Origin of the sequence: Micromonospora gifhornensis (genome assembly GCF_016863515.1) — a bacterium.
GTDB classification, from domain to species: domain Bacteria; phylum Actinomycetota; class Actinomycetes; order Mycobacteriales; family Micromonosporaceae; genus Micromonospora; species Micromonospora gifhornensis.
Map to the genome: position 1 here is coordinate 1 of NZ_BOPA01000045.1, position 24,076 is coordinate 24,076.

Sequence of the window (24,076 nt, forward strand, 5' to 3'; positions counted from 1 at the left end):
AGTGTGCGCAATGTCCAGTCGCCAGAACAGAACCGGACCATCGGGCCGGCAGTCACCACAACGGTGGAACCGCACGCAACTCGACTTCCGGTATCCGCTGTTCGCTCTGATGCTGGGCACGGGTCTGGCGGGCGTGGTCGACGCCTTCGCGTTTCTGCGGTACAAGGTGTTCGTCGGGATCCAGACCGGCAATGTGGCCTTCGTCGGCATGGGGCTGGCCGGGCACCTGCCGGCGTGGCCGTCCGCAGTGGCGTCGCTCGTCGCATTCGGCCTGGGCGGTCTGCTCGGTGCCGGGCTGCGGAAGTTCCCCTCGATCGGTCCGCTGCGGCCACCCGGCTGGGAACTGCTCGCGATGCTGGCCCTGCTGGTCCTCTGGGGCCTGGTCGACCGGTCCCTCGACTCGGGTCGGGACTCGTTGACCGAACGCACGATCCTGACCGCCCTGTGCGCCTTCCCCGTCGGCATCCTCGGTGGCCTCGTCACCCGTACCTTCGGGGTGCAGACCGCCACGTCGTTCCAGACCGGCACGGTGCTGCGGACCACCCGGGGTCTCGCCGACTGGATCTTCGAACGCGGCGACACCAGCGGTGCCCGACGCATCGCCGGTCTCGGCCTGCTGTGTCTGGCGAGCTACGCGATCGGCGGCTACGTCGGCGCGGCCAGCGAGCAACGCCCGATCGTCACCTACGTGATCGCCTGGGCGCTGATCGTGGTGATGTTCGTCCTGGCGCTGTTGAAGCGACAGTCGCGAACGTCGTGAATCCCGTACCGCCGGGACGCCCTACCGACGCCGAGCCGACGCCGTCCTCGCGGACGACGCCGGCTCGGTGGTGTCGGTGTCAGTGCGCGTGCTCGGCCTCGTCGTCGAGGAACGGGTGCTCGTCGAGACGCCCGACGAGCCGGTCGTCGGCGGCCGGCTGGAACGGGCCGACCGGGTCGTCGTCGTCGAACGACTCCAGGTCGACCGGGGTGCCGACCTCGCTGACCATGACGACGCCGTCGAGCGGCTCCAACTCGGGCACGTCAAGCGCGGACAGCGAGCCGTCGCCGCTCTGCAGCAGCTCCAGCACCGCCTCGCCGACGCCCTCCACCGGCGGCACCTCCTCCTCGGCGGGGATGCCCTCGCGCCGGGCCGCCTCGGCGACGCGGATCAGCGCGGAGACGCTCGGCACCCGGTAGTCACGCCGCTGGCGTACCGAGATCACCTGGGGGTGCGGGTCGGTGGGCTCGACCCCGTCGGCCCCGGCGATGCGCTGGTCGACCTCGTCCGGGTCGATCGACTCGACATCCCACGGGGTGACCTCGCCGAAGGCGTCCATGAGTTGCTCGTCGTAGGCGAAGGACGCGTTGTTCAGCGCGACGTACGCCCGCCAGACGTCGTCATCGTCGATCCGGCCCTGCGCGGCGCGGACGGCGGCCAGGTGGTGACGGGCCGCTTCGATCACGCGCTCGAGAGCGGCATCCAGCTCACCGTGCTGGTCGGTCATAGGAGGCGTCCCTTTCAGGCTGTTTCCGTGATGTCCTGCCCGAACCGGGCGTGACATCAGCAGGTACGCAGGAACCGGTCGAGAACCCGCACGCCGAACTGTAGTCCGTCCACCGGAACCCGCTCGTCGATGCCATGGAACAACGCCGAGAAGTTCAGGTCGGCCGGCAGTCGCAGCGGCGCGAAGCCGAAGCAGCGGATGCCCAGTTGCGAGAACGCCTTGGCGTCGGTGCCGCCGGAGAGCATGTACGGCACCGGATGCGCTCCCGGGTCCTCGGCGCGCAGCGCGGCCGACATGGCCTCGACCAGCGCGCCGTCGAAGGTGGTCTCCAGCGCCGGCTGGCGTTGGATGTACTCGATCGCGATGTCCGGGCCGATCAGCTCCCGCAGCTGCCGCTCCAGCAGCTCCGACTGCCCGGGCAGGCTGCGGCAGTCGATGGTGGCGCTGGCTCTGCCGGGGATGACGTTCTCCTTGTACCCGGCGGCGAGCCGGGTGGGGTTGGCCGTGTTGCGGATGGTGGCGCCGATGATGTTGGCGATCGGGCCGAGCTTGGCGATCGCCGTCTCCGGGTCCTCCGGGTCCAGCTCGATGCCGAGCAGTTCGGAGACCTCCTCCAGGAAGGCCCGGACGGTGTCGGTGACGACCACCGGGAAGCGGTGTCGCCCGATCCGGGCCACCGCCTCGGCCAGCGCGGTGACCGCGTTGTCGTCGTGCACCATCGAGCCGTGCCCGGGTCGGCCCTTGGCGTGCAGCCGCAGCCAGTCGATGCCCTTCTCGGCGGTCTCGATCAGATACAGCCGCCGTGACTCGTCCACCGAGTACGAGAAGCCGCCGACCTCGCCGATGGCCTCGGTGCAGCCGTCGAACAGCTCCCGGTGCCGGCTGGTGAGGAAGTGCGCGCCGTAGTCGCTGCCCGCCTCCTCGTCGGCGGTGTACGCCAGCACGATGTCGCGCGGCGGACGCACGCCGGTGCGCTGCCAGTGGCGTACCACCGCCAGGACCATCGCGTCGAAGTCCTTCATGTCGATGGCGCCCCGACCCCACAGGTAGCCGTCGCGCAGTTCGCCGGAGAAGGGGTGCACCGACCACTCGGCGGGGTCGGCCGGCACGACGTCCAGGTGGCCGTGGACGAGCAACGCTCCCCGGCTGGGATCGGTGCCGGGGATCCGGGCGATCACGTTTGCCCGGCCCGGCGCGGACTCGTGCAGCACCGAGTCGACGCCGACCTCCGCCAGCTTCTCTGCGACGTACTCGGCGGCAAGCCGCTCGCCCGTACTTGTGGCGTTGTCGCCCGTGTTCGTGGTGTCGATACGCAGCAGGTCCCGGCAGAGGTCGACGACCTCGTCGGTCGGCGCGGGAAGGGCGGGGCGGGCGTCACTCGTCATCGCCTCTTCATACCAGCCGCAGGTCACGCCCATGCAGCGCCGGTCCAGCCCGGACCCCTGGGCGGGACGGTTTCGCATCCGACGGGTGCGGGTACTGCCCCGCGCCGAGATTGCCATATCATCGGCGCTCCACCCGCCCGCCGAGGAGGGACCGTGTCCGTCCACCTGCCGCCGCTACCCCCCACTCCCGGCGACGGCTACCAGCCCGCCGGGCGTAGCATCGCCGCCACCATCGCCGAGGAGCACCAGCAGCTGCTGGAGTTGACCCACCGGCTGGTCGAGCCCGGCCCCGACCCGGCGCACGGGCGGGAGATCCTCGTCGCCGCCCTGTCCCGGCACCTGTCGGCCGAGGAGCAGTACCTGCTGCCCGCCGTCCGCCAGGCGCTGCCCGACGCCGACGGGCCGGTCGCCGAGGTGCTGGCCGGTGACACCGCCCTGCTGATGGCGCTGCGGGGGCTTACCGACGACCGGCTGGCGATGGTCGCCCAACTGGTCGAGGCGCACGTGACGGCGGTCGACGCGCTGGTGCAGCGGTTGTGTGACGCCGCCACCGAGGAGGAGCTGGTCCGGCTCGGCAACCGGCTGGAGATCGCCGAGGAGGCCGCGCCCACCCGCCCGCACCCCGGCGTCCCGCACACCCCGCCGTGGAACCGCATCGTCGAGCCGGCGGTGGCGCTTGTCGACAAGCTCCGCGACGCGGTCACCGGTCGACACACACAGCTGAGCGAGCTGAAGGATCTGCCGCCACGCTGAGTGAGCCACGACATGTTCATGGTCGTTGATTCGTCCAGGCACTACCGCCAACTGCTCCGTGGCCCTACCGTCACGCTATGAATCTGGAGTTGCGCCACCTGCGGGTGGTCTGCGCGATCGCGGAGACCGGGAGCGTGACCAAGGCGGCCTCGACTCTCGGCCTGGCTCAACCGGCGCTCACCGCCCAGCTCCAGCGCATCGAACGGACCCTGGGCGGACCGCTGTTCGAACGGGACCGTCGGGGGGCCCGGCCCACCGCGCTCGGCGAGCTGGTGCTGGCCCGGGCCCGGGTGCTGCTGCCGGCGATGAAGGGCCTGCAGGACGAGGCGGCCCGACTGGCCGGCGCGGGGGACGCGCCGCGCCGCTACCGCTTCGGCGGGGTGAACAGCCCGATCCTGGGCCGGCTGGTGCATCGGCTCGCCGCCGAGCAGCCACAGGCCCAGATCACCACGTACGCGTCGTGGTCGGTGGACGAGTTGGCCCAACTGGTCGCCGGTGGGCGGTTGGACTACGCGTTGACCGGGGTGTGCGGCGATTCCACCCCGTCGGCCGACTACGGGCTGAGCTGGCGGGAGGTCGCCGTCGACCCGGTGATGGTGCTGCTGCCGGAGACGCACGCGCTTGCCGACCGGGACGAGGTGGCGCTTGCCGACCTGCGCCACGAGCAGTGGGTGGCGGCGCCGGGGGACGGTTGCTTCGGGGACTGCTTCGCCGCCGCCTGCGCCCGCGCCGGCTTCACCCCCCGCAAGGTGTACGAGGCCGACGTGCGCGGCTGCATCGACCTGGTGGACGCCGGTGAGGCGGTGGCGTTGTGCCAGGCCACGTTCCGGCCGGTGGCCGGGTTGGTGACCCGGCGGTTGGCCGGTACGCCGCTGCGCTGGCGGCTGATGCTGGGCTGGCATCCCGAGTCCCCGGCCGCCCGGATGGCCGACCTGGTGTTGGAGACGGCGCTGACCTCGTACACCGACTCGCTGGCCCCGCATCCGGCGTACCTGGCCTGGTTGTTGCGCAACCCGTCGTTCGGTTTGCGGTCGACGGTGCCGGTGGTGGTCGAACCGGGGGTGCGAACGGCCTGATGGTGGGTAAAGGGCGGCCATGACCGACCTCTACCCCGCCGCCGACGACCGCGAGGTCCTCCGCGAGGCGGCCGCGCGGCACACCACCGCCGTGCGGGACGTGGAAGCGTTCCTCCGCCGGCTGCCGGAGGTGCCCGACCCGGCCGACCTGACCGAGTACGCCAACCTGATCACCCGCGAGGAGCAGGCCCGCGTCGACCGGCAGGCCGCCGCGGACGCCGCCGGGCTGGACTTCCCCAGCCTGGGCACCGAGTAGCGCCGACGCCGCCGTCGCGGCCCGAGAGGGGCCGTGACGGCGGCGTCGTGGGTCGACCTACCGCTCGACGAGTACGTCGTGTCCGAGGTCCAGCAGGGAGTGCCGCCACTCGTCGTCGGCGTTGCCCCGGCTGGGTCTGGCCGCGGTCAGGTCCCGGATGCGGTCCACCGCCTCGCGCATCACCTCGATGTCCTCCGGCGTCAGGTCGACCTTGCGCTTGCGCAGCACGGCGAGGATCTGCCGGCCCGGTTCGGGCAGGTCCAGGTCCGGGTTCGGGCCGAACGCCTCCTCGCCGGAGCCGCGGGTCAGCAGCCACTGCCGCAGCTGTTCGGACGGCACGTTGACCTCGGCGTGGAAGTCCTCCCAGAGCACTTCCACCTCGGGGTCGAGTCGCTGTTCGCGTACCATCAGCCCTCCTCTGCCGACGGCGACCCGGGTGTTTCCGGGTGCCCTTTGTCGATCCGGCCGTCCGGCCCCTCCGCCGGCACCTGCACCCGGGCGGGGTTCGCCGTCGGCGGCGCCACGATCGGGTCGGCACGGTCGTCGTCGCGGGTCTCCTCCGGTTCGGTCATCTGTACCCTCCCGGTCCAGGGACATTCCGTCTCAGCGCGGATGGGTGGTCGAGGCAGCCGTGTGGGCGCGCGACCCGCTCGACACGTCGAAGCTGAGCTGGCCGTCCTGGGCGTCGACGGTGATCTTCTGACCCGGGGAGAGTTGCTGTTCCAGCAGCATCCGGGAGAGCTGGTTGTCCACCTCGCGCTGGATGACCCGACGTAGTGGCCGGGCACCGAACTCCGGCTGGTAGCCGTGCTCGGCGAGCCAGTCGACACCGGCGGTGGTGAAGTCCACCTCGATGTCCTGGGCGTGCAACCGGCGGCGGGTCTCCTCCAGCAGCAGCCCGGTGATCTGGCGCAGCTGCGCGGCCTCCAACCGCCGGAAGATGATCACTTCGTCGATGCGGTTGAGGAACTCCGGACGGAAGTTCTCCTGCAACCGGCGCATCAGGCGTTCCCGCAGCTCGTCGCTCTCCTGATCGCTGCCGGGCGCGCCGGCACCGAAGCCGACGGATCGCTGACTACCGGTGATCAGCTCGGAACCGAGGTTGCTCGTCATGATCAGAACGGTGTTCTTGAAGTTGACAGTCCGACCCTGACTGTCGGTGAGCCGCCCGTCGTCGAGGACCTGCAACAGGATGTTGAACACGTCGGGGTGCGCCTTCTCGATCTCGTCGAGCAGCACCACCGCGTACGGGCGGCGGCGCACCGCCTCGGTGAGCTGGCCGGCCTCCTCGTACCCGACGTAGCCGGGTGGGGCGCCGACCAGCCGGCTGACCGTGTGGCGTTCCTGGAACTCGCTCATGTCCACCCGGACCATCCGGTCCGCCTCGCCGAACAACGCCTCGGCGAGGGCACGGGCCAGCTCGGTCTTGCCCACGCCGGTGGGTCCGAGGAACAGGAAGCTGCCCATCGGGCGCTGCGGGTCGGCCAGCCCGGTACGCGACCTGCGCACCGCCTCGGCCACCGCGTTGACCGCGTCGTCCTGCCCGATGACCTTCTCGTGCAGGTGGCCCTCCAGGCGCAGCAGCCGGTCCCGTTCCTCCTCGGTGAGTTGGCTGGCGGGGATGCCGGTGGCCCGGGAGACCACCTCGGCGATCTCCTCCGGCCCCACCTCGGGCACCTGGCTGCCGTTACCTTCGTCGCCGCGGGCGCGGCCGACCTGCTCCTCCAACTCGGCGACCCGGTCGCGCAGGGAGGAGGCGCGCTCGTACTGCTCGTCGGCGACCGCCTGCTCCTTGTCCCGGCGTACCTCTTCGAGCTGCTGTTCCAGGTCGCGGACGTCGGCGGCGGGGGTGCGGGTACGCAGCCGGACCCGGGCGCCGGCCTGGTCGATCAGGTCGATCGCCTTGTCCGGCAGGAAGCGGTCGGTGATGTAGCGGTCGGAGAGTTCGGCGGCGGCGACCAGCGCCTCGTCGGTGAACCGCACCTGGTGGTGCGCCTCGTAACGGTCCCGCAGGCCACGCAGGATGGCCACGGTGTCCTCGCCGCTGGGCTCGGGCACGAACACCGGCTGGAAGCGCCGGGCCAGCGCGGCGTCCTTCTCGATGCTGCGCCGGTACTCGTCGAGGGTGGTCGCGCCGATCACCCGCAACTCGCCCCGGGCCAGGGCCGGTTTGAGCATGTTCGAGGCGTCCATGCCGCCCTCGCTGCCGGCGCCGCCCGCACCGACCAGGGTGTGGATCTCGTCCAGGAAGATGATCAGCTCGTCCCGGTGCGCCCGGATCTCGTCGATCACCTTCTTCAACCGCTCCTCGAAGTCGCCCCGGTAGCGGGTACCGGCCACCAGACCGGCCAGATCGAGTTGGACCACCCGCTTGCCGAGCAGGGTCTGCGGCACGTCACCGTCGCAGATCCGCTCGGCCAGGCCCTCCACGATCGCGGTCTTGCCCACGCCGGCCTCACCGATGAGCACCGGGTTGTTCTTGGTCCGCCGGGACAGGATCTCCACCGCCTGCTCGATCTCGGCGGACCGCCCGATGACCGGGTCGATCTGGTCCATACGGGCCAACTCGGTGAGATCCTGGCCGTACTGGTCCAGGGTGGGGGTGCCGCGATCCGGACGCGGGTTGGTCATCGGGCCGCGCTCGGCGTTGGCGGCCTGCAACGACTCCGGCTGGATCCGGCCCGCGGCGAGCATCCGCCCGGCCGGCGACTCCGGGTTCAGCGGCAGCGCCATCAGAATGTGCTCGGGGCCGATGTAGTTCGCGCCCATCGCCCGGGACAGCTGGTGGGCGTCCAGCAGGGCACGCTTGGCCGCCGGGGTCAACGACAGGTTCGGCGGCACCTCACCCTGTGGTGCGCCGTCACCGCGCCCGCCCAGGGCGTTGACCAGGGTGTCCGGGTCCGCGCCGGCACGGCGTACCAGGTCCCGCAGCGGTTCGCGTTGCAGCGCGGCCCAGAGCAGATGGTCGGTGTCCAGGTCGTTGCTCTTCTTCTGCGCCGCCCGGCGTGCCGCGTCGGCCAGCATCTCCCGGGCGTCGGCGGTCATCAGCCGGGTGATGTCGACCCGGTGCGCGGGCCGCCGCCCGCCCTCGCCCCGGCCGAAGTACCGGGCCAGGAACTCGTCCCACGGGTCCGAACCGAAGTCGCCGGGTCCAATCATGTCTGTCCTCCGCGGTCGGGCGCGAGACGGTCGGCACCGGCTACCCGGCCCTCGGCCGGACAAACGCCCCCCGCCCGCACCACCCGCACGAGCGAGGCCGCCGGCAAAAGTCTTGATCGACTCCCCGCCGACGAGCGCGACAGCGGGCCGTGGACGCGGCAGCGAGCCTGATCGACTCGGTTTCGGCGTAGTGGCGGTATCGACGGCAGCGGGATATCGCCACTACGCCGAAACCGTCTGGGCGGGGACGGTCGCTCGGCGCGGCGGTCGCGCGGGACGACCGGCCGGGTGGCATGGTGGGCCGATGGACGCGACTCCGCTGCTCATCGTGGACGCCGCCAACGTCGTCGGATCCCGGCCGGACGGCTGGTGGCGGGACCGTGCCGGGGCGACCGCCCGGCTGCGGGACACCCTGGTGCCGGTGGGTGGGCAGGGCGTGCCGCCGGAATTACCCCCGCCGGTCGAGGTGGTGCTGGTGGTGGAGGGCGCGGCCCGCGAGGTACCCGGGGTCGACGGGGTGCGGGTGGTCTCCGCCGCCGGCTCCGGTGACGACGCGGTGGTCGAGTTGGTCGCCGGAGCCGGCGACCGCCGTCGCCTGGTGGTCACCGCAGACCGGGCGCTACGGGACCGGGTCACCGTGCTCGGCGCCGAGGTGTACGGCCCGCGCTGGCTCCGCCCCTGACCCGGCCACTGCCACTCCGGCCATCACCAACTCGGTCCATGGGTGGTGCCGCTGGAACGGCCCGCCGACCATATGTCGATCACTGTTGGTGATCTTCCGACCGCGGGTCCCACGAATCGGACTCACGTCTCCCGTGGTCGACAACCGGTCAGCTGGGCAGCAACACTGACAGGGCGGATGTTCGTTCCCCAACCGGCATAGGCTCTAATGGAGTCCTCCCCGCCCCCAGGAGGTTCCCGCGTGGCGAGCGTCGCCGAGCTCAAGGCAGCCATCGACATAGCGCTCCAACAGATCGGTGACGGCCAGAGCGCCGTGCAGGCTGCCGGCGAGAAACTGGCCGAGGCGCAGCAGACGCTCGCCGGCGCGTTGGAGGGCAGCGGACACACCACCGTCGAGGCGGCGCAGGCGTCGCTGACCCAGGCCAGTCAGGAGCTTGAGGAGTGCCTCGCCGCGACGCTCGTCGCGGTCGAGCAGGCCCAGCAGTACGTCGCGACGCTGTAGGGGCCGGGCGTGTCCATCGTCGAGGATGTCGGCGCGCAGGTCCGGGCCGCTGCCGAGGAACTGCCACTGGGTCTGCTGACGCAGGCGTTGGAGAAGTTCGGGCTGGCCACCGAGCGGCTGCGCTGGGTACGCCAGGAGTCCGCCAACCCGATGGGGGTGCCGGAGCTGTCCGCGGCCACCGAGCACGCCGAGACCGCCGGCTACGCGCTGCGGGTCGCCCAGGAGCAGCTGACCGCGTACCTGGCGGCGATCGGACTGGCACCCGACGGGGCCGCACCGCCGGCCGGGGCACCGGAGCGCAGACCCGTGCACGACGATCCGCGGGCGGCAGGGCCGGTGGCCGACGCCGCGCCGGAGGCGGCCGGCGACGTGCGGCTGCGCCGCTGGTGGGCGGTACGGGTGGCGGAGTTGACCGGTGGACGCGAGGGCCCGGCCGAGCAACCCGACGATCGGGTCACCGACTCCCAGGAACTGCTGCGCCGGGTGGTGCGTGGCGTACGCGCCGGCGACCGCGACCGGCTGCACCGGGAGCTGCGCGGGGCCCACGCCGACGTGGGCATGGGTCTGGCCGCGGTGGCACCGCCGCTGCTGCGCGACCTCGCCGGGCAGTTGCTCGGCCACCCGCCGCGCAGCGATGATCTGCCCCGGCTGCACCGCGAGCTGGACGGCCGGGTCCGCGACCTGCTGCCCGGCCTGCCCCCTCCGGTGCTGGACACCCTGCTGACCCGGGTCTGCCGGATGCCGCCGCCACGGCGCGGCAACGACGACCAGCCGCACGCCGCCGATCCGGCGGTCACCGCCGGTGTGCTCACCGGCGTGCTGCTCGACCGGCTCGGCCGGGACCTGCCGGACACGGGCGGCACCCCGCCGACACCGGACGCGACCGGGTCCGCCGACCACCGCCCGCCCCGCCGCGGGGCACCGTGGGTCGGGCCGCCGAGACGGCCTACCGCCGAGCACGGGATGTCCGGCCGGCACGGGAACGGGATCGATGGCTGACCGGCGCAACCAGCTGGTCGCCCGGGTCCGGGAACTGCTCGCCGACGCACTCGGCGCGTCCCGGAACAGGTCGGCCGCCGCACAGACCGCCGTGGCGACCGCCCGGGAACGGGCGGTCCGCGTACGCCGGGCCGCGCTTGGCGTACCGCAGCGGGTGGGTGCCGAACGCGACCGGCGGCTCGCCGAGATCGACGCCCAGCACACGTCGCGGCTCGCGGCCCTGGCCCGGCAGGCGGCCGAGGCCGCGACCCGGGAGGCGCCCGGGGCGGGCTCGGCCCCGTGGGCGCAGTGGCGACCGACCCCCGCCGGGCGGGGTGAACAACCGGGCGCGACCCGCATCGGTACGGTGCTGCTGCCCGAGGCCGAGCCGGTGCCGGCGCTGGTGGCGCTGCTCGACGGCGGCCACGTCGCCCTCGACGGGGACGCCGAGGGCTGTGCCGCCGTGGTGTCCGCGTTGCTGCTGCGCAGTCTCGGTCGGGCCGCGCCGGGCGAGGTGCGGGTGGTCGGCTACGACCCCGATCATCTGGGCGGTGGACTGGCCGGATTCGCCCCGCTGGGCACCGCCGGGCTGCTCACCTTCGTCGGGCCGGGTGGACTGGGCCGGCTGCTCGACGACCTGGTGGAGCAGATCCGCCGGATCAACGAGACGGTGCTCGCCGGGGAACACGCCACGCTGCGCGAGTTGGCCGCCGCCACCGGTCGCCGACCGGAGCCGTGGCGGGTGGCGGTGCTGCTCGGCGGGGAGGAGTTGTCCCGGCACGAACGCGGGCAACTCGACCGGGTGGTCCGGGCCGGTGCCGCGTGCGGCGTACACCTGATCGTGCGGGGGGTGCCGCTGCCGGAGGATCCGACGGTCACCCGGGTGCGGGCCACCGGGGCCGACGCCCGGATCGGCACCCTGCCGGTACGCCTGGACCCGCCCCCACCGGCCACCCTGGTCACCGAGACCTGCCGTCAGATCGCCACGGTGGTCAGCGCCGGTCCCGCCCCCACCCCGTTCACCGACCTGCTGCCCGCGCCGGAGCAGATGTGGCGGGAGGACTCGGCGACCGGGCTGACCGCGCCGATCGGTGAGGGGCCGCACGGGCGGCCGGTGCTGGTCACCCTCGGCGACTATCCACCGCACGCGCTGATCGGCGGCCCGTCCGGCACCGGCAAGACCAACCTGATCTTCGCCTGGATCGGTGCGCTCGCCGCCCGCTACTCCCCCGCCGAGCTGGAGTTCTACCTGCTCGACTTCAAGGAGGGGGTGTCCTTCGCCCGGTTCGCCCAGGGCCGACGGGACCCGAGCTGGCTGCCACACATGCGACTGGTCGGCATCAACGTCAACACCGACCGGGAGTTCGGTCTGGCGCTGCTGCGGTTCCTCGCCGAGGAGCTGCGCCGACGTGCCGATGCGGCGAAGAAGCACGAGGTCACCAAGCTGGCCGAGCTGCGTGCCGTGGACCCGACCGGCCACTGGCCCCGGATCGTGGCGGTGGTGGACGAGTTCCAGATGCTGCTGGCCGGGCGGGACGCGGTGGCCCGGGAGGCGGCCGACCTGCTGGAGGACCTGGCCCGGCGGGGTCGTTCCCAGGGCATCCACCTGGTGCTGGCCTCCCAGGACGTACGCGGCATCGAGGCGTTGTGGGGTCGCCCCGCGTTGGTCGCCCAGTTCACGCTGCGCATCGCGCTGCCCAAGGCGCTGCGGATCCTGGCCGAGTCCAACGACGCCGCGCAGTCGCTGCCGAAGTTCCACGCGGTGGTCAACGCCGAGTCGGGCCTGCCCGACGGCAACGAGGTGGCCCGGATCCCGTCGGCAAGCGACTGGGAGACCTGGAGCGAGCTTCAACACCGGCTGTGGCGGATGCGGCCGGCCGAGGCGGCGCCGGCGCGACTGTTCGACGGTGACGCGATCCCCCGGTTGGCCGACGCGCCGGATTTCCGGGCGTTGACGGCACCGGAGGTCGGCACGCCCCGCAACCCGGTCGCGCTGCTCGGCGAGATCATCGACGTACAGGCGCGGTCGGCGGCGTTGCGACTGCCTCGCGCTCCCGGACGGAACCTGGCCGTGCTCGGCACCCGGGTCGACGAGGCGTGCGCGGTGCTGGACGCGGCCGCCCGGTCCCTGGCCCGACAGCACCGCCCCGGTACGGCCCGGTTCTCCATCGCCTGCCTGGACCAGGACGCCGACCCGGCGACCCGAGCCCTGTACGAGGACCTCGCCGATGACGCCGCCTGGTACGACGAGGAGAGCGTGGCCGAACTGTTGGCCGAGACCGCCGACGGGCTGGGCGCACCGGGATCCAGCAGCACACCGCACTACCTGCTGCTGTTCGCCGTCGACGCGGCGGCCGGCGCGCTGGCCGCCCGCACCGGAAGGGCGACCGGTGCGGCACACCTGCGCCGGATCCTGCACGACGGCCCCGAACGGCGTACGCATGTGCTGGCGTGGTGGCGGGGGGTGGCCCGGATGCGCGCGGACCTGGGCGGACCGACCGCCCGCATCGACCAGATCGGGGCCTGGGTGGCGCTGGACACCCACGGCGGGGAGTTGGGCTCGCTGTACCCCGGCACGGGGCCGGACTGGTATCCCCGGCCGTGGCGCGGGCTCTTCTTCGACCGGGCGGTCCACCGCACCGGGCAGACCATCATCCCCTACGGACCGTCCCGATGAACGAACCGGTGACCAGCCAGACGTACGCGGCCCAGCTGCGGCGGCTCGCCGAACTGAGCGCGCGGGTGCAGCAACAGCGGGACGAGGCGCACGCCTGGTACGAGCAGCAGTGCGCGGCGGCCGACCGGGCGGTGGCCGAGTCGGCCGAGGAGGTCAACCGGGCCGAGCGGGAACTGGCCGCGGCGCGGGAGACGCAGGAGCGGGTCGACGCCGAGGTCGCGGTGCTGTGGCAGGAACTCAACGCCCGGCTGGGCGGTGGCGGACGACGGGCGGGCGCGCCGCCGGCACCGACACCCGACGCCACCGGTGACCCGTTGCCGCTGGTGGAGGGGGCACGCGATCTGCTGCGCCGTACCCGTCAGCGGGGCGAACTGCCGGGCAACGTCAACCCGCTGATGCTGCTGTGCGGGCTGGGCGGCGCGGTGCTGGCGTACGCCCTGGGGGCCGGCGCCCGTGCCCTGGGCGACCGCACCGACGGTGAACTCGCCGTCGGCCTGCCCGTGCTGGCCCTGGTGATCACGCTCCTCGGACCGGTGCTGGGCCTGATCCCGGCCCGCCTGATCGCCGACCGCCGCCACGCCACCCTCACCCCCCGCCCCGTCCTCCTGGTCGTAGCCGCCGGCCTGACCACCACCCTCCTCCTCCTCACCCTCTGACCCCACCCCACCCCCGCAGCGCCCCGGCCCCCACCCCCGCGCCCCGTCGATCTTGCACTTTGTGTCGCCGCGAAAGGGGCATACGGGGGCAAGTCGGCGACCGAAAGTGCAAGATCGGCGCGCGATTTGCCGAGGAGGGGTGGGTGGGGAGAGGGTGGGGAGGTTCGGCTTGTGCGCGAGGCTGCCCGCCACCGTGACGCACCCGATCATCTGCACGCGTTCCCGTCGGTCGAGAACGCCGCCTCCAACGCACTCTGCCGTCGCCTCGGCTTCACTCTCCTCGGCCCGTGCGATTTCGAGTACCCGCCGGGCAGCGGCATCCTGCTGCGCAGCAACGATTGGCGGATCACCCTCACCGGCCCCTAGCCGGGGATCAGGGCGGCTTCTTGCAGGAGGCGGCGGGCGAGGGTGAGACGATCGGCGTCGGTCTCGAGGGCGGGTAGGTCGCCCACGCGGGTGATCTCGCCGGTGAGCAGGGCGCGTACGGCGGGTTCGCAGTACGCGGGCAGGGTGACGGTGCGGTCGAACAGACGCAGGGTGACCTGGTCGCCGGTGACGGTGAGCTGCCAGCGCAGGCCCGGCCGGACGGTGACGTGACTGTCGACGGTCAACGCGGCCAGCGCGGCGGCCTGCGCCAGGGGACGGATCGGGGCGGGACGCGACGCCGACCAGGCCCGCTGCCGCAGCCGGCCCGCCACCGCAGCCGGGTCGGCGTGCGACAACCAGTCGCGCAGCGCCTCGACGGTCTCGGTGAGTTCCGGCTCGATCGCCTCGGGGTCGGCCAGGTCGATGCCGAAGGGCAGGGTGGCCCGCAGCCGGCGGTCCTCAGTGGCCAGCGCGAGCAACTCCTCGACCAGGGCGTACCGGGTCAGTGCCCGGATGCCGACGGTGAGGTGCAGCGAGCTGGACTGCTGGGCCTGGGCGCTGTGCAGCCAGCCGCGCGGCAGGTAGAGCGCGTCACCCGGTTCGAGCACCACGTCCAGGGCGGCCGGTCCCAGGGCGGTGGCGGTGACCTCGTCGGCCCGCCCGCCCCACGGTTGGCGTTCCAGCGGGTCGGGCAGCACCGGCGGGTGGATCCGCCAGTGTTTGCGCCCGTCGACCTGGAGCACGAACACGTCGTGGGTGTCGTAGTGGGTGGCGAAGCCCTGGCTGCCGGGCGGAGTGAGGTAGGCGTTGACCTGCAACGGCTGCCCCACCGCGAGGCTCAACTCGCGGGTGAAGTCGACAAGTGGTGGCCAGTTGCGGTGCAGACCCTGAAGCACCAGGGTGGCGCCGCCGGCGTACAGCTGAAGGATCTTCTCGTCGAGGACCTGGTCGCCGATCTCGGCGCCGGCCCCGCCGCCGCCGGTGTAGCGCGCCGCCGGCAGCACCTGGCCGTCCTTGGCAACCCGCAAAAACGGGGTACGCAGACCACGCCGGCTGAGCAGTTCGTCGGCGTCGTCCGGGCTGAGCAGGTCGGTGAAGCCGGCCGGATTGGGCAGCTCGGCGGCGCGGGACAGCAGGGGTGTCTGTCCCCAGTGGGCGGCGGCGAACTTCTCCGGCTCGACGCTGACACAGCGCGCCAGCGCGGACGGGTACGCCACCGCCGGGCGGACCGTGCCGCCCGGCGGATCGAGTTGCGTCATCGTGCTCGGCTACCGGGCGGCACCGTCGGCGCCACCGTCGTGCTGACCCGGCGTCGCACCACCATCGGCCGGACCCTCGGCGCTGCCGTCCGCACCACCGTCGTGCTGACCCGGCGTCGCACCACCATCGGCCGGACCCTCGGCGCTGCCATCGGCGCCGCCGTCGTGCTGGCCGGGGGTCGCACCGCCGTCGGCCGGGCCTTCCAGGCCGCCGCCGCTGGTGCTCTGGATGTCGTCGTCGTTGAGTGGCATCGTGCTCCCTCGGATGAACCCGACCCCGCCATCGGTGGGGTGTGCCGTGCCGCGCGTGGTACCCCGCGCGCGATCTTCTCTAAACCAGTGCAACCCACCGTAGACGCCGGTGCCCCGCGACACGCCCGCTTCGCCGCGCTCGGCACTACCGGGCGATGCCACCCCGGTGGGCTCCCGCCACCAGGCCGCCGGGCTGCTGCGGGCCTGACCCGGTGACAAGATGGGACCGAGCCGATCAAAACGGAGGTGGCGATGACCGAAGCACTGGAACCGCTGGAGCCGGTGACCGAGGACTGGCAGCGCGCCCTGGCGATCGTGGCTCATCCCGACGACCTCGAATTCGGTGCCGCAGCCGCCGTCGCGCGCTGGACCGGACAGGGCAAACAGGTGGTCTACTGTCTGGTCACCAGCGGCGAGGCGGGCATCGACGGGATGCCACCGGCACGCGCCCGACAGGTACGCGAGCAGGAGCAACGCGACTCCGCCGCGCTGGTCGGCGTGGACACGGTCGACTTCCTGGGCCTGCCCGACGGGATTCTGGAGTACGGCGTGGCCCTGCGCCGGGAGTTGGCCGCGGTCGTCCGTCGACACCGTCCGGACATCGTGATCACCAACAACTTCCGGGAGACCTGGGACGGCGGGCTCACCCTCAACCAGGCCGACCACATCGCGGTCGGGCGGGCCACCCTGGACGCCGTACGCGACGCCGGCAACCGGTGGATCTTCCCGGAGCAGCTGATCGACGGCGTCGAGCCGTGGAACGGCGTACGCCAGGTCTGGGCGGCTTCCTCGCCCCGATCGAAGCACGGGGTCGACACCACCGAGACGTTCGACAAGGGTGTGGCGTCGTTGCTGGCGCACGAGGCGTACCTGACCGGGCTGGGTGACGGCAGCTTCGACGCGCAGGAGTTCCTGGAGGGCGGTGCCCGCCCGGTCGGCACCCGGCTGGGCGTGCGCTACGGCACCTCGTTCGAGGTGTTCCACTTCGACCTCTGGTAGGCCGGGTCGATACGGCTGAGCTGGGCCGGGGTGCCGGGCGCGCCGTCCGGATGAGCCGGACGGCGCGCCGCGAACCCGCGACGGTCAGGGCATGATCTGGACAAGGTCGTCGGGCATCGTGGCCCGCACGTCGTCCCATTCGCCCTGGGTGATGTGCCGACGCAGGGTTTCCAGCACCACCTGGACCACCCGCTGCGGGCCGCCCTCCGCGTCGTAGGGGAAGCCCTGCCGGACCTCGTAGAGGAAGTCGTCCCGGTTGAGCTTGATCGGTACGTTCTCCGGCTGCCAGCCGTCGAAGTAGATGCCCCGCACCAGCATCGGCAGTTGTGCGGAGAACTCCACGCTCTCCTGCACCGGCATCCGGTCGCGCAGCAGGTGCAGCACGGTGCGCAGCGCCGCGTACGACTGGTTGCGCTGTGCCTTCGGCCAGCCGTACGCCTGCTCGATGTCCTTGAGGATCAGGTTGGTCTTGTCCACCGAGGACTCAATTGCCGACTGGAACTGCTCAGCCATCTGTCCACCCCCGTAGGTCGGTCTCCCAGCGTCGGTCGGTCTCCCAGCGTCGATCGTCGTGACGTCGCGGCGGACCCACCGGACCGGGCCGTGGCCGGATCGGGCTGGCCCGCCCGAAGCGTGGTGCCCGCCGAGCCTGGTCGCGGTCCCCGACGACGCGCAGGACGGCGTCGCGCCGTCGATGCGGTACCACCGTCATCGCCATCCACCTCCGGTCGTCTCGCGCGGACGATCTCCGCTACCACCACCTTCCGCCTGTCGAAGGTGACCCATCCTCACCCTGCGCGGGTGAGATGACAGCGGTGGCGCGGGCGGTTCAGTCGGGCTCGGTCAGCAGCGCCTGGAGTTGCTGGGCGTTGACCTGGGCGTAGTCCCGGTAACAGTTGTTCATCAGGACGTGGGTCTGCTGCGTCTGGTCGGCCAGTTCGCGCAGTCGGGGCGCCCAGTCGGCCAGTTCACGCTTGGAGTAGCGGTAGCCGAACTTCTCGTGGATGTCCCGACTGGTCCACTTGTCGCTGTGGCCGTGGAAGCGGACCACCGCGAGATCCGAGGTGGCCGCCAGCACCGGCGGTACGGACGAGCGGTGCCCCTGCGGCATGTCCACGCCGACGTACGCCAACTGGTGCTCGCGCAGGAAGTCGAGGGTCTCGGTGGCGTTGTCCCCGTCGAACCAGGAGGCGTGCCGGAACTCGAAGACCGGACGCAGCGGCGCGCAGCGCCGGGTCACCTCCAGCAGGTACTGCTTGTTGTCCCGGCGAATGGTGAACCAGGGCGGGAACTGGAACAGCAGCGCGCCGAGCTTGCCCGCCTCGACCAGTGGGTCCAGGGCGCTGAGGAACCGGGTCCAGACCTCCTCGTACGCCTGCGGCGGCAGGTCGTCCGGGTAGAGGTTGCGTTTGTCGGTGGCCGGCCGCAGGTCCTTGTAGATCGCACTGACCTTGGTGGGGTGGCCGGTGAGCAGGCTGAACGCCTTGATGTTGAAGGTGAAGCCGGGCGGGGTGCGTTCGGCCCAGAGCCGGGCGGTGCGTTCGGCCGGCGGCGAGTAGTAGGTGGCGTCGACCTCGACAAGCGGAAACTGCCGGGCGTAGTAGGCCAGCCGCTTCTCCGGCGTGTCCGCCGTCTGCGGGTACCACCCCGAGTCGAGCAGCGTACGGTCGGTCCAGGAGGCGGTACCCACTGCGATCTCGCCCATGGGTAAAGTGCACCGCGTCCCGGACCGACCGGCAACCTGCGGCTCAAGCGGCCCGACGCTCCCGGGTCTGCTTGCACGTCACACAGGTGGTCGCCGACGGGAAGATCTCCAGTCGTTCCACCGGAATGGGAGCCGAGCAGCCCTCGCAGAAGCCGTAGGTGCCCTCGTCGAGCCGGGTCAGCGCATGCTCGAACTGCGCCCGCCGGTCCAGGATGGTGCGCAGCAGCGACTGCGCGGTGTCCCGCTCGGCGGTCTTGGTGCCGCTGTCGGCCTGGTCGTCGCCCGCGGTGTCGCCGACCTCGACCAGCCGGAGCACCTGGCTCTGCTGCACGGCCTGCTCGTACTCCTCGGACAGTTCGGCGTAGCGGGCCTGAAGGGAGAGTCGAATCTGGTCGATCTCCGCCTGGGATCGGCCCGTGCCGACCGTGTCGTGGACGAGCATGGCTGCCTGCCTTCCTGGGCATCATCGTCATCACGGGCGGGACCACCCCACCCGGTCATACCGCCCAGGCGGGTGATCACCCGGGCGCTGTGAGCCCCGCGATTACCCCCGCTCCCCGGGGATCAAACCGGGTCGTCGGCGGATTCCACGATCGCCGGGTGACGCGGGTCGTCCACCCGGATCACCAGATCGGCGAAGGTGGCCGGTGCGACCTCCTCGGCGTACCGGGCGTACGCGGGCAGGGTCCAGGCCAGTTCGGCAGTGGTACGTCGACTCAGCGCGGCAGCGGACATCTCCAGATGCACGGTGACGTCGAAGGGCAGTCCTCCGCCGAGCAGGAAGGCGCCACTGATCAGGACCACCCCGCCGGGCGGCACCTCGACGTACGCCGCCCGGCTGGCCCGGTCGGCCCGGGCATCCCAGAGCGAGGGCAGGATCCGCCCGTCACCCGCCGGCCCCGCCGGGTCGAGCACCTCCCGATGTAGCCCGGCCTCGTCGACCCAGCCTTCGTAGTAGGCGTCCGGGTTGGTCCGGCCATGTTCCAGGCGTACGGACGCCGGGCGCAGGAAATCGTCGGTGCGGATGTGCCGGGTCGGACGGCCGTACGCCCGCAGCGGGTCGACCAGGGCGGCGGCCAACTCCTCGGGACGGGCGGCGGCGGGACCGTCCACAGCGACCCGCAGCCGCGCCGCCGACTCGGTGTCGGCGAGTCGCTGCGCCAGCTCGGTGACCAGTCGCTGCGGTGAGATGGGACGCACACGCATCCGACAATCGTGCCCGGCGTCCGACCGTCACCGCCGCCGACCGCCCGACGCGACCGCTCAGCCGGTCCGGTCGCGTCAGCCGGTCTGGTCGAGGGTGACCCGGGCCTCGTCGGCCAGCCGGTAGCCGACGCCGTAGACCGTGGTGACCAGGGGTACGTCCACCCCGACCTTGCCGCGCAGCCGGCGCACGTGCACGTCGACCGTACGCACCCCCGCGTGTTCGTAACCCCAGACCGCGTTGAGCAGCTGGAGCCGGGTGAACACCCGGCGCGGATGCACCACCAGATGCAGCAGCAGGTCGAATTCGAGCCGGGTCAGCGGCAGTGGCTCGCCGTCGCGCAGCACCGATCGTGAGGAGGCCAGAATGTGCAGGCTCGGGATGGTCGGCGCGAGCGGCCGGGCCGGTGTCCGCCCCGCCGGCACGACCTCGGTGCGCCGCTCGGGCACCACCGGGCCACCGCTGATGATCGTGCCCTCGCCGTGCTCCAGCAGCTCCCGGGCCGCCTCCAGCAGCTGACGCGCGGCCGGTGTCAGCGACTCCTCACAGGCCAGCGGAATCGACAGGGTGACGGTGATGACCGGGGCGGCTGTGCTGGTCGGACGGCGTTGGCCGCCCGGTGGCCGACCGGGGACCGCTGGTTGGGACGTATGCCATCCGGCGCGCGACGAAGCGGGGCTGACCGACATGGTCCTCCTAGGCTGGTCCGGGTTTTCCCCACGGCCCCGGGACGCCGCTCTATCGATGCTTCCCGGCGTCGGTGTGCGGGTCAAGGGGCGGCTGCGTTGTGTGAATGTGACAATTGACCGACACTTCGGAGCCGGATGCTCGCTCTGCGTACGAGGCCAGATGATTACAGCAGAGTCGCCAACTTGACCCGATACGGGGGGTCGACACCGGAGTTCACCTTTCGTGCGGGACGGCGTGGCACGGCCCACCGCGGCGGAAATCAGCGTTCGACGCTCACCCGGGCCTCGTCGGCCAGGCGGTAGCCGACACCGTGGACGGTGGTCAGCAACGGCGTGTCGACACCGAGCTTGGCGCGCAACCGACGGACGTGCACGTCGACGGTGCGCGCCACCGCGTGGTCGTAACCCCAGACCTGGTTGAGCAACTGGAGCCGGGTGAAGACCCGCCGGGGCCGCTCGGCCATGAACAGCAGCAGGTCGTACTCGATCCGGGTCAGCGGGACCACCCGGTCGCCCTGCTGGACGCTGCGGGGTCCGGTGAGGATGCGGATGACGCTCGGATCAGCCGTGATCGGCGGGTGGTCGGCGGCGTCGTGTGACAGCCTTCCCTCGCCCGAGGCGGCCAGTTCGCCGAGCAGTTCCAGCAGCCGATTCAGTCGCGGGCTCGTCGCTGCGGCGGCAAGGTCGACGGTGATGGTCAGGGTCGGGTTGGCGCGCCGCCGGACGAGGCGGTTACGGCTGGTACGGCCGGACGGGTGTGGGCGCGGGCTGATGGCGACGACGGACACGGCGGCCTCCTGGGGGACTCCGCCACGCCGGGTGGGCGTGGCTGATCAATGGGACACCCGACCGGCGGTCGCCGGGGGCGCGGGAGTGGACGGGCGGATCGGTGGGGTGGGGCCCAGCACCGGCAGGCCGGCGATCCGCCAGGCGGCGAAGCCACCGATCACGTCGGTGGCCCGGAACAGGCCGAGATCCTGCAACGACGCGGCGGCCAGGGACGAGGTGTAGCCCTCCTGACAGAGCACCACCACGGGCAGGTCGTAGCCGACCGCCTGCGGCAGCCGGGCTGGGCAACGCGGGTCGAAGCGCCACTCGAGCACGTTGCGCTCGACGGCGAGGGAGCCGGGCACCGTCCCGTGCGCGGCCCGTTGCGCGGCCGGCCGGATGTCGACAAGCAGCGCCCCCGCCCGGTACGCCAGGTGCGCCTGCTCCGGGTCGAGGCGGTCCAGCCGGGCCCGGGCGGCGCGGAGGATCTCGTCGATCCCCCGGGAGCCCGGCGGCGGTACCGGACAGTGGGCGGCGGGGTCGGTCTGCGGCATCATCGTTCCTTCCAGGTGTGTCGGCTGGCGCCAGGGGGGTTCACCATGCCACGCCGGCCTCGGCCACCTCGGCAACCCTCAGCCGACCCTCGTCGAGGTGGTAGCGGGTCATCCGACGCAGGGCCGGGCGGTAGACGTGCACGCTGACCGCCGGTTCGGCGTGCCGGTTGGTCACCACGTGCACGTGTCGAGGGCCGAAGCGGCGGCCGAAGCCGGCGTCGAGCAGATGCGGGCGCAGCCGCCCGCCGCTGACCGTCTCCTCGGTGAGCACCCCCGAGGCGACCAGAAAGGCACCGGACGAGCCCCCGTGGTCGTGCAGATCGGTGCCCTGGCCGGGCAGCCAACTCAACGCCCACACCTCGTGGTCGTCGTCGGCGGCGAGCCGGGCGTACCACCGACTGGCCGGGTCGAAGCGCAGCGGCACCGGCCAGCTCGCCGGGTCGCCGGCCCAGCGCCGGGCGACGGCGAGCAGGTCCGACCGCTCGGAGACAGGCTGAGCGCGCATGACTTCCTCACGAGGTTCAACGGCTGTGGTCACCCACCAGCCTAGGCGGTAAACCCTATAGGCTTAGTAGGTAATCTTACATGTTGGGACACTCCTTCATGATCGCGCTCGATCCGGGATCGAGTGGCTTGGTGGCGCGACCGGGGCCACTCGATCCCGGATCGAGCGCGACCTTGCGTCCACTCGGGATGAGGGAGGGTGCCGACGCCGACTAGCCTGAGCCGGTGAGCGAGGAACTCGACGCCGAGACCCTGGAGTTCGCGCACCGGATGTTCGACCTGGCGCGCGACGGCGCGACCGCCGAACTGGCCGGATACGTCGATGCGGGGCTGCCGGTCAACCTGACCAACGAGAAGGGCGACACGCTACTGATCCTGGCGGCGTACCACGCCCACCCGGAGACGGTGGCCGCGCTGCTCGATCGGGGCGCCGACCACACCCGGACCAACGACCGGGGCCAGACCGCCTTGGCCGCGGCGGTCTTCCGCAGCAGCGGTGACGCGGTACGCGCCCTGCTCACCGCCGGCGCAGACCCCGACCACGGCAACCCGTCCGCCGTCGAAACCGCCCAGTTCTTCGACCTGTCGGAGATGCTCACCCTGCTGCGCCCCGCTTGACCAACGCGGCTGACCCTGATCAACGCGGCTGGTTTATGACCGACTGAGCCCTGTCCCCGTCCGTCGGTGCCGGGCTAGCGCCGGGCCTCGACGAGGAAACGTTGGGCGTGGGCGACGAACGGGCCTTCGGTGCGGATGCGCTCGTGCAGCCGGGCCAGCGCCGGCCGGTGCGCCGCAACCGTGAAGCCGGGCACCGTCCAGATCACCTTGCGCAGGAACCAGACCACGGCGCCGACGTCGTGGAACACGGTACGCAGGGTGGCCGTACGCAGGTCGACAACGGTCAGCCCGGCCGCCTCGGCGTCGGCGACCGCCTGCTCCGGGTGCCGGTGGGCCGGTGGCGGCAGCGGCCCGAGGATCGCCTCGCTGAGTTCGCGTACGGTGCCCGGCCCGATCTGCTGGGACAGGAACGTGCCACCGGGCCGCAGCACGCGCGCCACCTCGGGCCAGTCGGTGTGCACCGGATGCCGGCTGACCACCAGGTCGAAGGTGGCGCTGCGCAACGGCAGCGGGGCGTCGGGGCTCACCGCGACCACGGTCGCCCCGATCGGGCGGAGCCTGGCCCGGGCCACCGGCACGTTGGGCGGCCACGCCTCGGTCGCCACCAGCAGCCGGGGCGGGTGCGGCACCTCGGCGAGCACCTCTCCCCCGCCGGTGTCGATGTCCAGCGCCGCGTCGACGGTCGCCATCCGCGCCGCCATCAGGCGGGCGTACCCCCAGGGTGGACGCTCCTCGGTGGCCCGCCCGGCGAGCCAGTCGAAGGCCCAGCCGTCGACCGGCGCGGCGGCACCGTCGGCGACCAACTCGTCGAAGCTCGCTTCCCCGGACACGGGCTCAGCTTCTCCGGCATGCCTCGACTGTGGCAACGCCTTTTCCCGGCCGCGTTCACGGCCCGGCCGCGTTCACGACCAAGCCGCGTTCACGGACCGGGCGCAGCGCGCTACGGGCGGGGGCGGACGATCTCGACGGTCCGGGCGTCGACGCCACCCAGGACGGCGGCACCACGGGGCGCGGCGGCGCTGCGCGGCCTGCCGGTGCCACGGAGGGCGTCGAAGCTGGTCGGCTCGGCCCGACCGGGCTCGTAGTGGCGCATCAGCCGCGCGCCCAGCGCCACGCCGAGACCGCCGACGGCCAGCGCGAGCAGCTCGACGACGAGCAGTACGGCGGTGGCGCCCCGGTTCGGCGCGTCCGCCCGTACCAGGCAGGAGAGCAGGAACAGCCCGGCCATCCCGGCGTTGACGAGGTTGAAGCTGATCGCGGTGCGACGGGTCCGGTCCGGCGGCACGTCCCACAGGTCGACCATGCCGGCCATCGTGGTCAGTCCCGCCGCCACCAGAGCGGCCACCACCGTCCAGTAGCCGACCTCGCCGAGTAGGGCGGGGCCGCCGACCACCTGGGCGAAGTCGAAGATGGTCGCGCAGACGAAGAGCCCGTACGGGAACGTCACAAGCATCGGTTGAATGGGGTGCCCCTGCACCCGCAGTCGGCTCTGCATCGGTCCCCCTGGATTGGAATCAGCTCACCAGTCCAGGGTGCTACCCGGGTGCC

General features: G+C 72.3%; 29 protein-coding genes. 12 read left to right on the top strand and 17 right to left on the bottom strand.

Annotation, left to right across the window (positions count from 1 at the left end; genetic code table 11):
• Positions 1-760, top strand: a 760-nt coding sequence (locus tag Vgi01_RS26215) for a DUF1275 family protein (protein ID WP_308441816.1), incomplete at its 5' end; no start/stop codon positions are given.
• Between the two features lie 79 nt (positions 761-839).
• On the opposite strand, the gene Vgi01_RS26220 is transcribed toward Vgi01_RS26215, so the two are convergent.
• Complete coding sequence (locus Vgi01_RS26220) at positions 840-1,487, bottom strand: hypothetical protein (protein WP_102659170.1); 648 nt, start codon at positions 1,485-1,487, stop codon at positions 840-842.
• A 56-nt stretch (positions 1,488-1,543) separates the two neighbouring features.
• Complete coding sequence (locus Vgi01_RS26225) at positions 1,544-2,872, bottom strand: M20/M25/M40 family metallo-hydrolase (RefSeq protein ID WP_204292864.1); 1,329 nt, start codon at positions 2,870-2,872, stop codon at positions 1,544-1,546.
• A 153-nt stretch (positions 2,873-3,025) separates the two neighbouring features.
• On the opposite strand from Vgi01_RS26225, the gene Vgi01_RS26230 reads away from it, so the two are divergent.
• From Vgi01_RS26230 to Vgi01_RS26240, 3 genes are all read left to right on the top strand, one after another.
• Entirely contained in the window at positions 3,026-3,625 is a 600-nt protein-coding gene (locus Vgi01_RS26230) for a hemerythrin domain-containing protein (RefSeq protein ID WP_102659169.1), read from the top strand.
• Positions 3,626-3,702: 77 nt separating this feature from the next.
• Positions 3,703-4,701 (top strand): LysR family transcriptional regulator, encoded by a 999-nt coding sequence (locus tag Vgi01_RS26235; RefSeq protein ID WP_102659168.1) that lies wholly within the window; start codon positions 3,703-3,705, stop codon positions 4,699-4,701.
• A gap of 19 nt (positions 4,702-4,720) precedes the next feature.
• Positions 4,721-4,957, top strand: coding sequence for a hypothetical protein (locus Vgi01_RS26240; protein ID WP_102659167.1), 237 nt, complete (start codon positions 4,721-4,723; stop codon positions 4,955-4,957).
• Between the two features lie 57 nt (positions 4,958-5,014).
• Here the strand turns inward: Vgi01_RS26240 and Vgi01_RS26245 are convergent, their stop codons facing one another.
• Genes Vgi01_RS26245 through Vgi01_RS26255 form a run of 3 tightly spaced genes read right to left on the bottom strand, consistent with a single transcriptional unit; the run spans position 5,015 to position 8,116 of the window.
• Positions 5,015-5,365 (bottom strand): DUF3140 domain-containing protein, encoded by a 351-nt coding sequence (locus Vgi01_RS26245; protein ID WP_013734360.1) that lies wholly within the window; start codon positions 5,363-5,365, stop codon positions 5,015-5,017.
• Positions 5,365-5,529, bottom strand: a complete 165-nt coding sequence (locus Vgi01_RS26250) for a hypothetical protein (RefSeq protein WP_199180256.1) — start codon at positions 5,527-5,529, stop codon at positions 5,365-5,367. The genes Vgi01_RS26245 and Vgi01_RS26250 overlap by 1 nt, the downstream gene beginning before the upstream one ends.
• A 31-nt stretch (positions 5,530-5,560) precedes the next feature.
• Positions 5,561-8,116, bottom strand: a complete 2,556-nt coding sequence (locus tag Vgi01_RS26255) for an ATP-dependent Clp protease ATP-binding subunit (protein ID WP_102659166.1) — start codon at positions 8,114-8,116, stop codon at positions 5,561-5,563.
• A gap of 304 nt (positions 8,117-8,420) precedes the next feature.
• Between Vgi01_RS26255 and Vgi01_RS26260 the strand changes: the two genes are divergently transcribed.
• From Vgi01_RS26260 to Vgi01_RS26285, 6 genes are all read left to right on the top strand, one after another.
• A complete protein-coding gene (locus Vgi01_RS26260) occupies positions 8,421-8,798 on the top strand; it encodes a hypothetical protein (RefSeq protein WP_102659165.1) in 378 nt (125 codons plus the stop codon).
• A 240-nt stretch (positions 8,799-9,038) separates the two neighbouring features.
• Entirely contained in the window at positions 9,039-9,299 is a 261-nt protein-coding gene (locus tag Vgi01_RS26265; protein ID WP_013734364.1) for a hypothetical protein, read from the top strand.
• 9 nt (positions 9,300-9,308) lie between these two features.
• Entirely contained in the window at positions 9,309-10,298 is a 990-nt protein-coding gene (locus tag Vgi01_RS26270; protein ID WP_204292865.1) for a hypothetical protein, read from the top strand.
• Positions 10,291-12,954, top strand: coding sequence for an FtsK/SpoIIIE domain-containing protein (locus Vgi01_RS26275; protein WP_102659163.1), 2,664 nt, complete (start codon positions 10,291-10,293; stop codon positions 12,952-12,954). The genes Vgi01_RS26270 and Vgi01_RS26275 overlap by 8 nt, the downstream gene beginning before the upstream one ends.
• On the top strand, positions 12,951-13,610 hold the full coding sequence (locus Vgi01_RS26280; protein ID WP_102659162.1) for a hypothetical protein: 660 nt from the start codon (positions 12,951-12,953) through the stop codon (positions 13,608-13,610). The genes Vgi01_RS26275 and Vgi01_RS26280 overlap by 4 nt, the downstream gene beginning before the upstream one ends.
• Positions 13,611-13,781: 171 nt before the next feature.
• Positions 13,782-13,976 (top strand): hypothetical protein, encoded by a 195-nt coding sequence (locus Vgi01_RS26285; RefSeq protein ID WP_239089169.1) that lies wholly within the window; start codon positions 13,782-13,784, stop codon positions 13,974-13,976.
• Here Vgi01_RS26285 and Vgi01_RS26290 read toward each other — a convergent pair.
• Both Vgi01_RS26290 and Vgi01_RS26295 read right to left on the bottom strand, forming a co-directional pair.
• A complete protein-coding gene (locus tag Vgi01_RS26290; RefSeq protein WP_204292866.1) occupies positions 13,973-15,235 on the bottom strand; it encodes a cupin domain-containing protein in 1,263 nt (420 codons plus the stop codon). The genes Vgi01_RS26285 and Vgi01_RS26290 overlap by 4 nt on opposite strands.
• A gap of 9 nt (positions 15,236-15,244) precedes the next feature.
• Complete coding sequence (locus tag Vgi01_RS26295) at positions 15,245-15,487, bottom strand: hypothetical protein (RefSeq protein ID WP_126710797.1); 243 nt, start codon at positions 15,485-15,487, stop codon at positions 15,245-15,247.
• Between the two features lie 252 nt (positions 15,488-15,739).
• On the opposite strand from Vgi01_RS26295, the gene Vgi01_RS26300 reads away from it, so the two are divergent.
• Complete coding sequence (locus Vgi01_RS26300) at positions 15,740-16,486, top strand: PIG-L deacetylase family protein (protein WP_102660566.1); 747 nt, start codon at positions 15,740-15,742, stop codon at positions 16,484-16,486.
• Between the two features lie 84 nt (positions 16,487-16,570).
• On the opposite strand, the gene Vgi01_RS26305 is transcribed toward Vgi01_RS26300, so the two are convergent.
• From Vgi01_RS26305 to Vgi01_RS26340, 8 genes are all read right to left on the bottom strand, one after another.
• A complete protein-coding gene (locus Vgi01_RS26305) occupies positions 16,571-16,999 on the bottom strand; it encodes a DUF2267 domain-containing protein (RefSeq protein ID WP_013734372.1) in 429 nt (142 codons plus the stop codon).
• A 316-nt stretch (positions 17,000-17,315) separates the two neighbouring features.
• Entirely contained in the window at positions 17,316-18,191 is an 876-nt protein-coding gene (locus Vgi01_RS26310; RefSeq protein WP_204292867.1) for a DUF72 domain-containing protein, read from the bottom strand.
• A 43-nt stretch (positions 18,192-18,234) separates the two neighbouring features.
• Complete coding sequence (locus tag Vgi01_RS26315; protein WP_102660563.1) at positions 18,235-18,633, bottom strand: TraR/DksA family transcriptional regulator; 399 nt, start codon at positions 18,631-18,633, stop codon at positions 18,235-18,237.
• A 122-nt stretch (positions 18,634-18,755) separates the two neighbouring features.
• The gene (locus Vgi01_RS26320; protein ID WP_204292868.1) at positions 18,756-19,397 is read right to left on the bottom strand and encodes a nucleoside/nucleotide kinase family protein; all 642 of its coding nucleotides are present in this window, start codon (positions 19,395-19,397) and stop codon (positions 18,756-18,758) included.
• A gap of 75 nt (positions 19,398-19,472) precedes the next feature.
• On the bottom strand, positions 19,473-20,084 hold the full coding sequence (locus tag Vgi01_RS26325; RefSeq protein ID WP_102660561.1) for a winged helix-turn-helix domain-containing protein: 612 nt from the start codon (positions 20,082-20,084) through the stop codon (positions 19,473-19,475).
• A gap of 260 nt (positions 20,085-20,344) precedes the next feature.
• Positions 20,345-20,785, bottom strand: a complete 441-nt coding sequence (locus Vgi01_RS26330; RefSeq protein ID WP_199180346.1) for a winged helix-turn-helix domain-containing protein — start codon at positions 20,783-20,785, stop codon at positions 20,345-20,347.
• A 132-nt stretch (positions 20,786-20,917) separates the two neighbouring features.
• A complete protein-coding gene (locus Vgi01_RS26335; protein ID WP_102660559.1) occupies positions 20,918-21,409 on the bottom strand; it encodes a rhodanese-like domain-containing protein in 492 nt (163 codons plus the stop codon).
• A gap of 37 nt (positions 21,410-21,446) precedes the next feature.
• Positions 21,447-21,911, bottom strand: a complete 465-nt coding sequence (locus tag Vgi01_RS26340) for a cysteine dioxygenase (protein WP_204292869.1) — start codon at positions 21,909-21,911, stop codon at positions 21,447-21,449.
• A gap of 224 nt (positions 21,912-22,135) precedes the next feature.
• On the opposite strand from Vgi01_RS26340, the gene Vgi01_RS26345 reads away from it, so the two are divergent.
• Complete coding sequence (locus tag Vgi01_RS26345; RefSeq protein ID WP_102660557.1) at positions 22,136-22,528, top strand: ankyrin repeat domain-containing protein; 393 nt, start codon at positions 22,136-22,138, stop codon at positions 22,526-22,528.
• A 74-nt stretch (positions 22,529-22,602) separates the two neighbouring features.
• Here the strand turns inward: Vgi01_RS26345 and Vgi01_RS26350 are convergent, their stop codons facing one another.
• On the bottom strand, positions 22,603-23,358 hold the full coding sequence (locus tag Vgi01_RS26350; RefSeq protein WP_204292870.1) for a class I SAM-dependent methyltransferase: 756 nt from the start codon (positions 23,356-23,358) through the stop codon (positions 22,603-22,605).
• A 110-nt stretch (positions 23,359-23,468) separates the two neighbouring features.
• Positions 23,469-24,023, bottom strand: a complete 555-nt coding sequence (locus Vgi01_RS26355; protein WP_204292871.1) for a DUF2231 domain-containing protein — start codon at positions 24,021-24,023, stop codon at positions 23,469-23,471.
• Between the last annotated feature and the right edge of the window lie 53 nt (positions 24,024-24,076).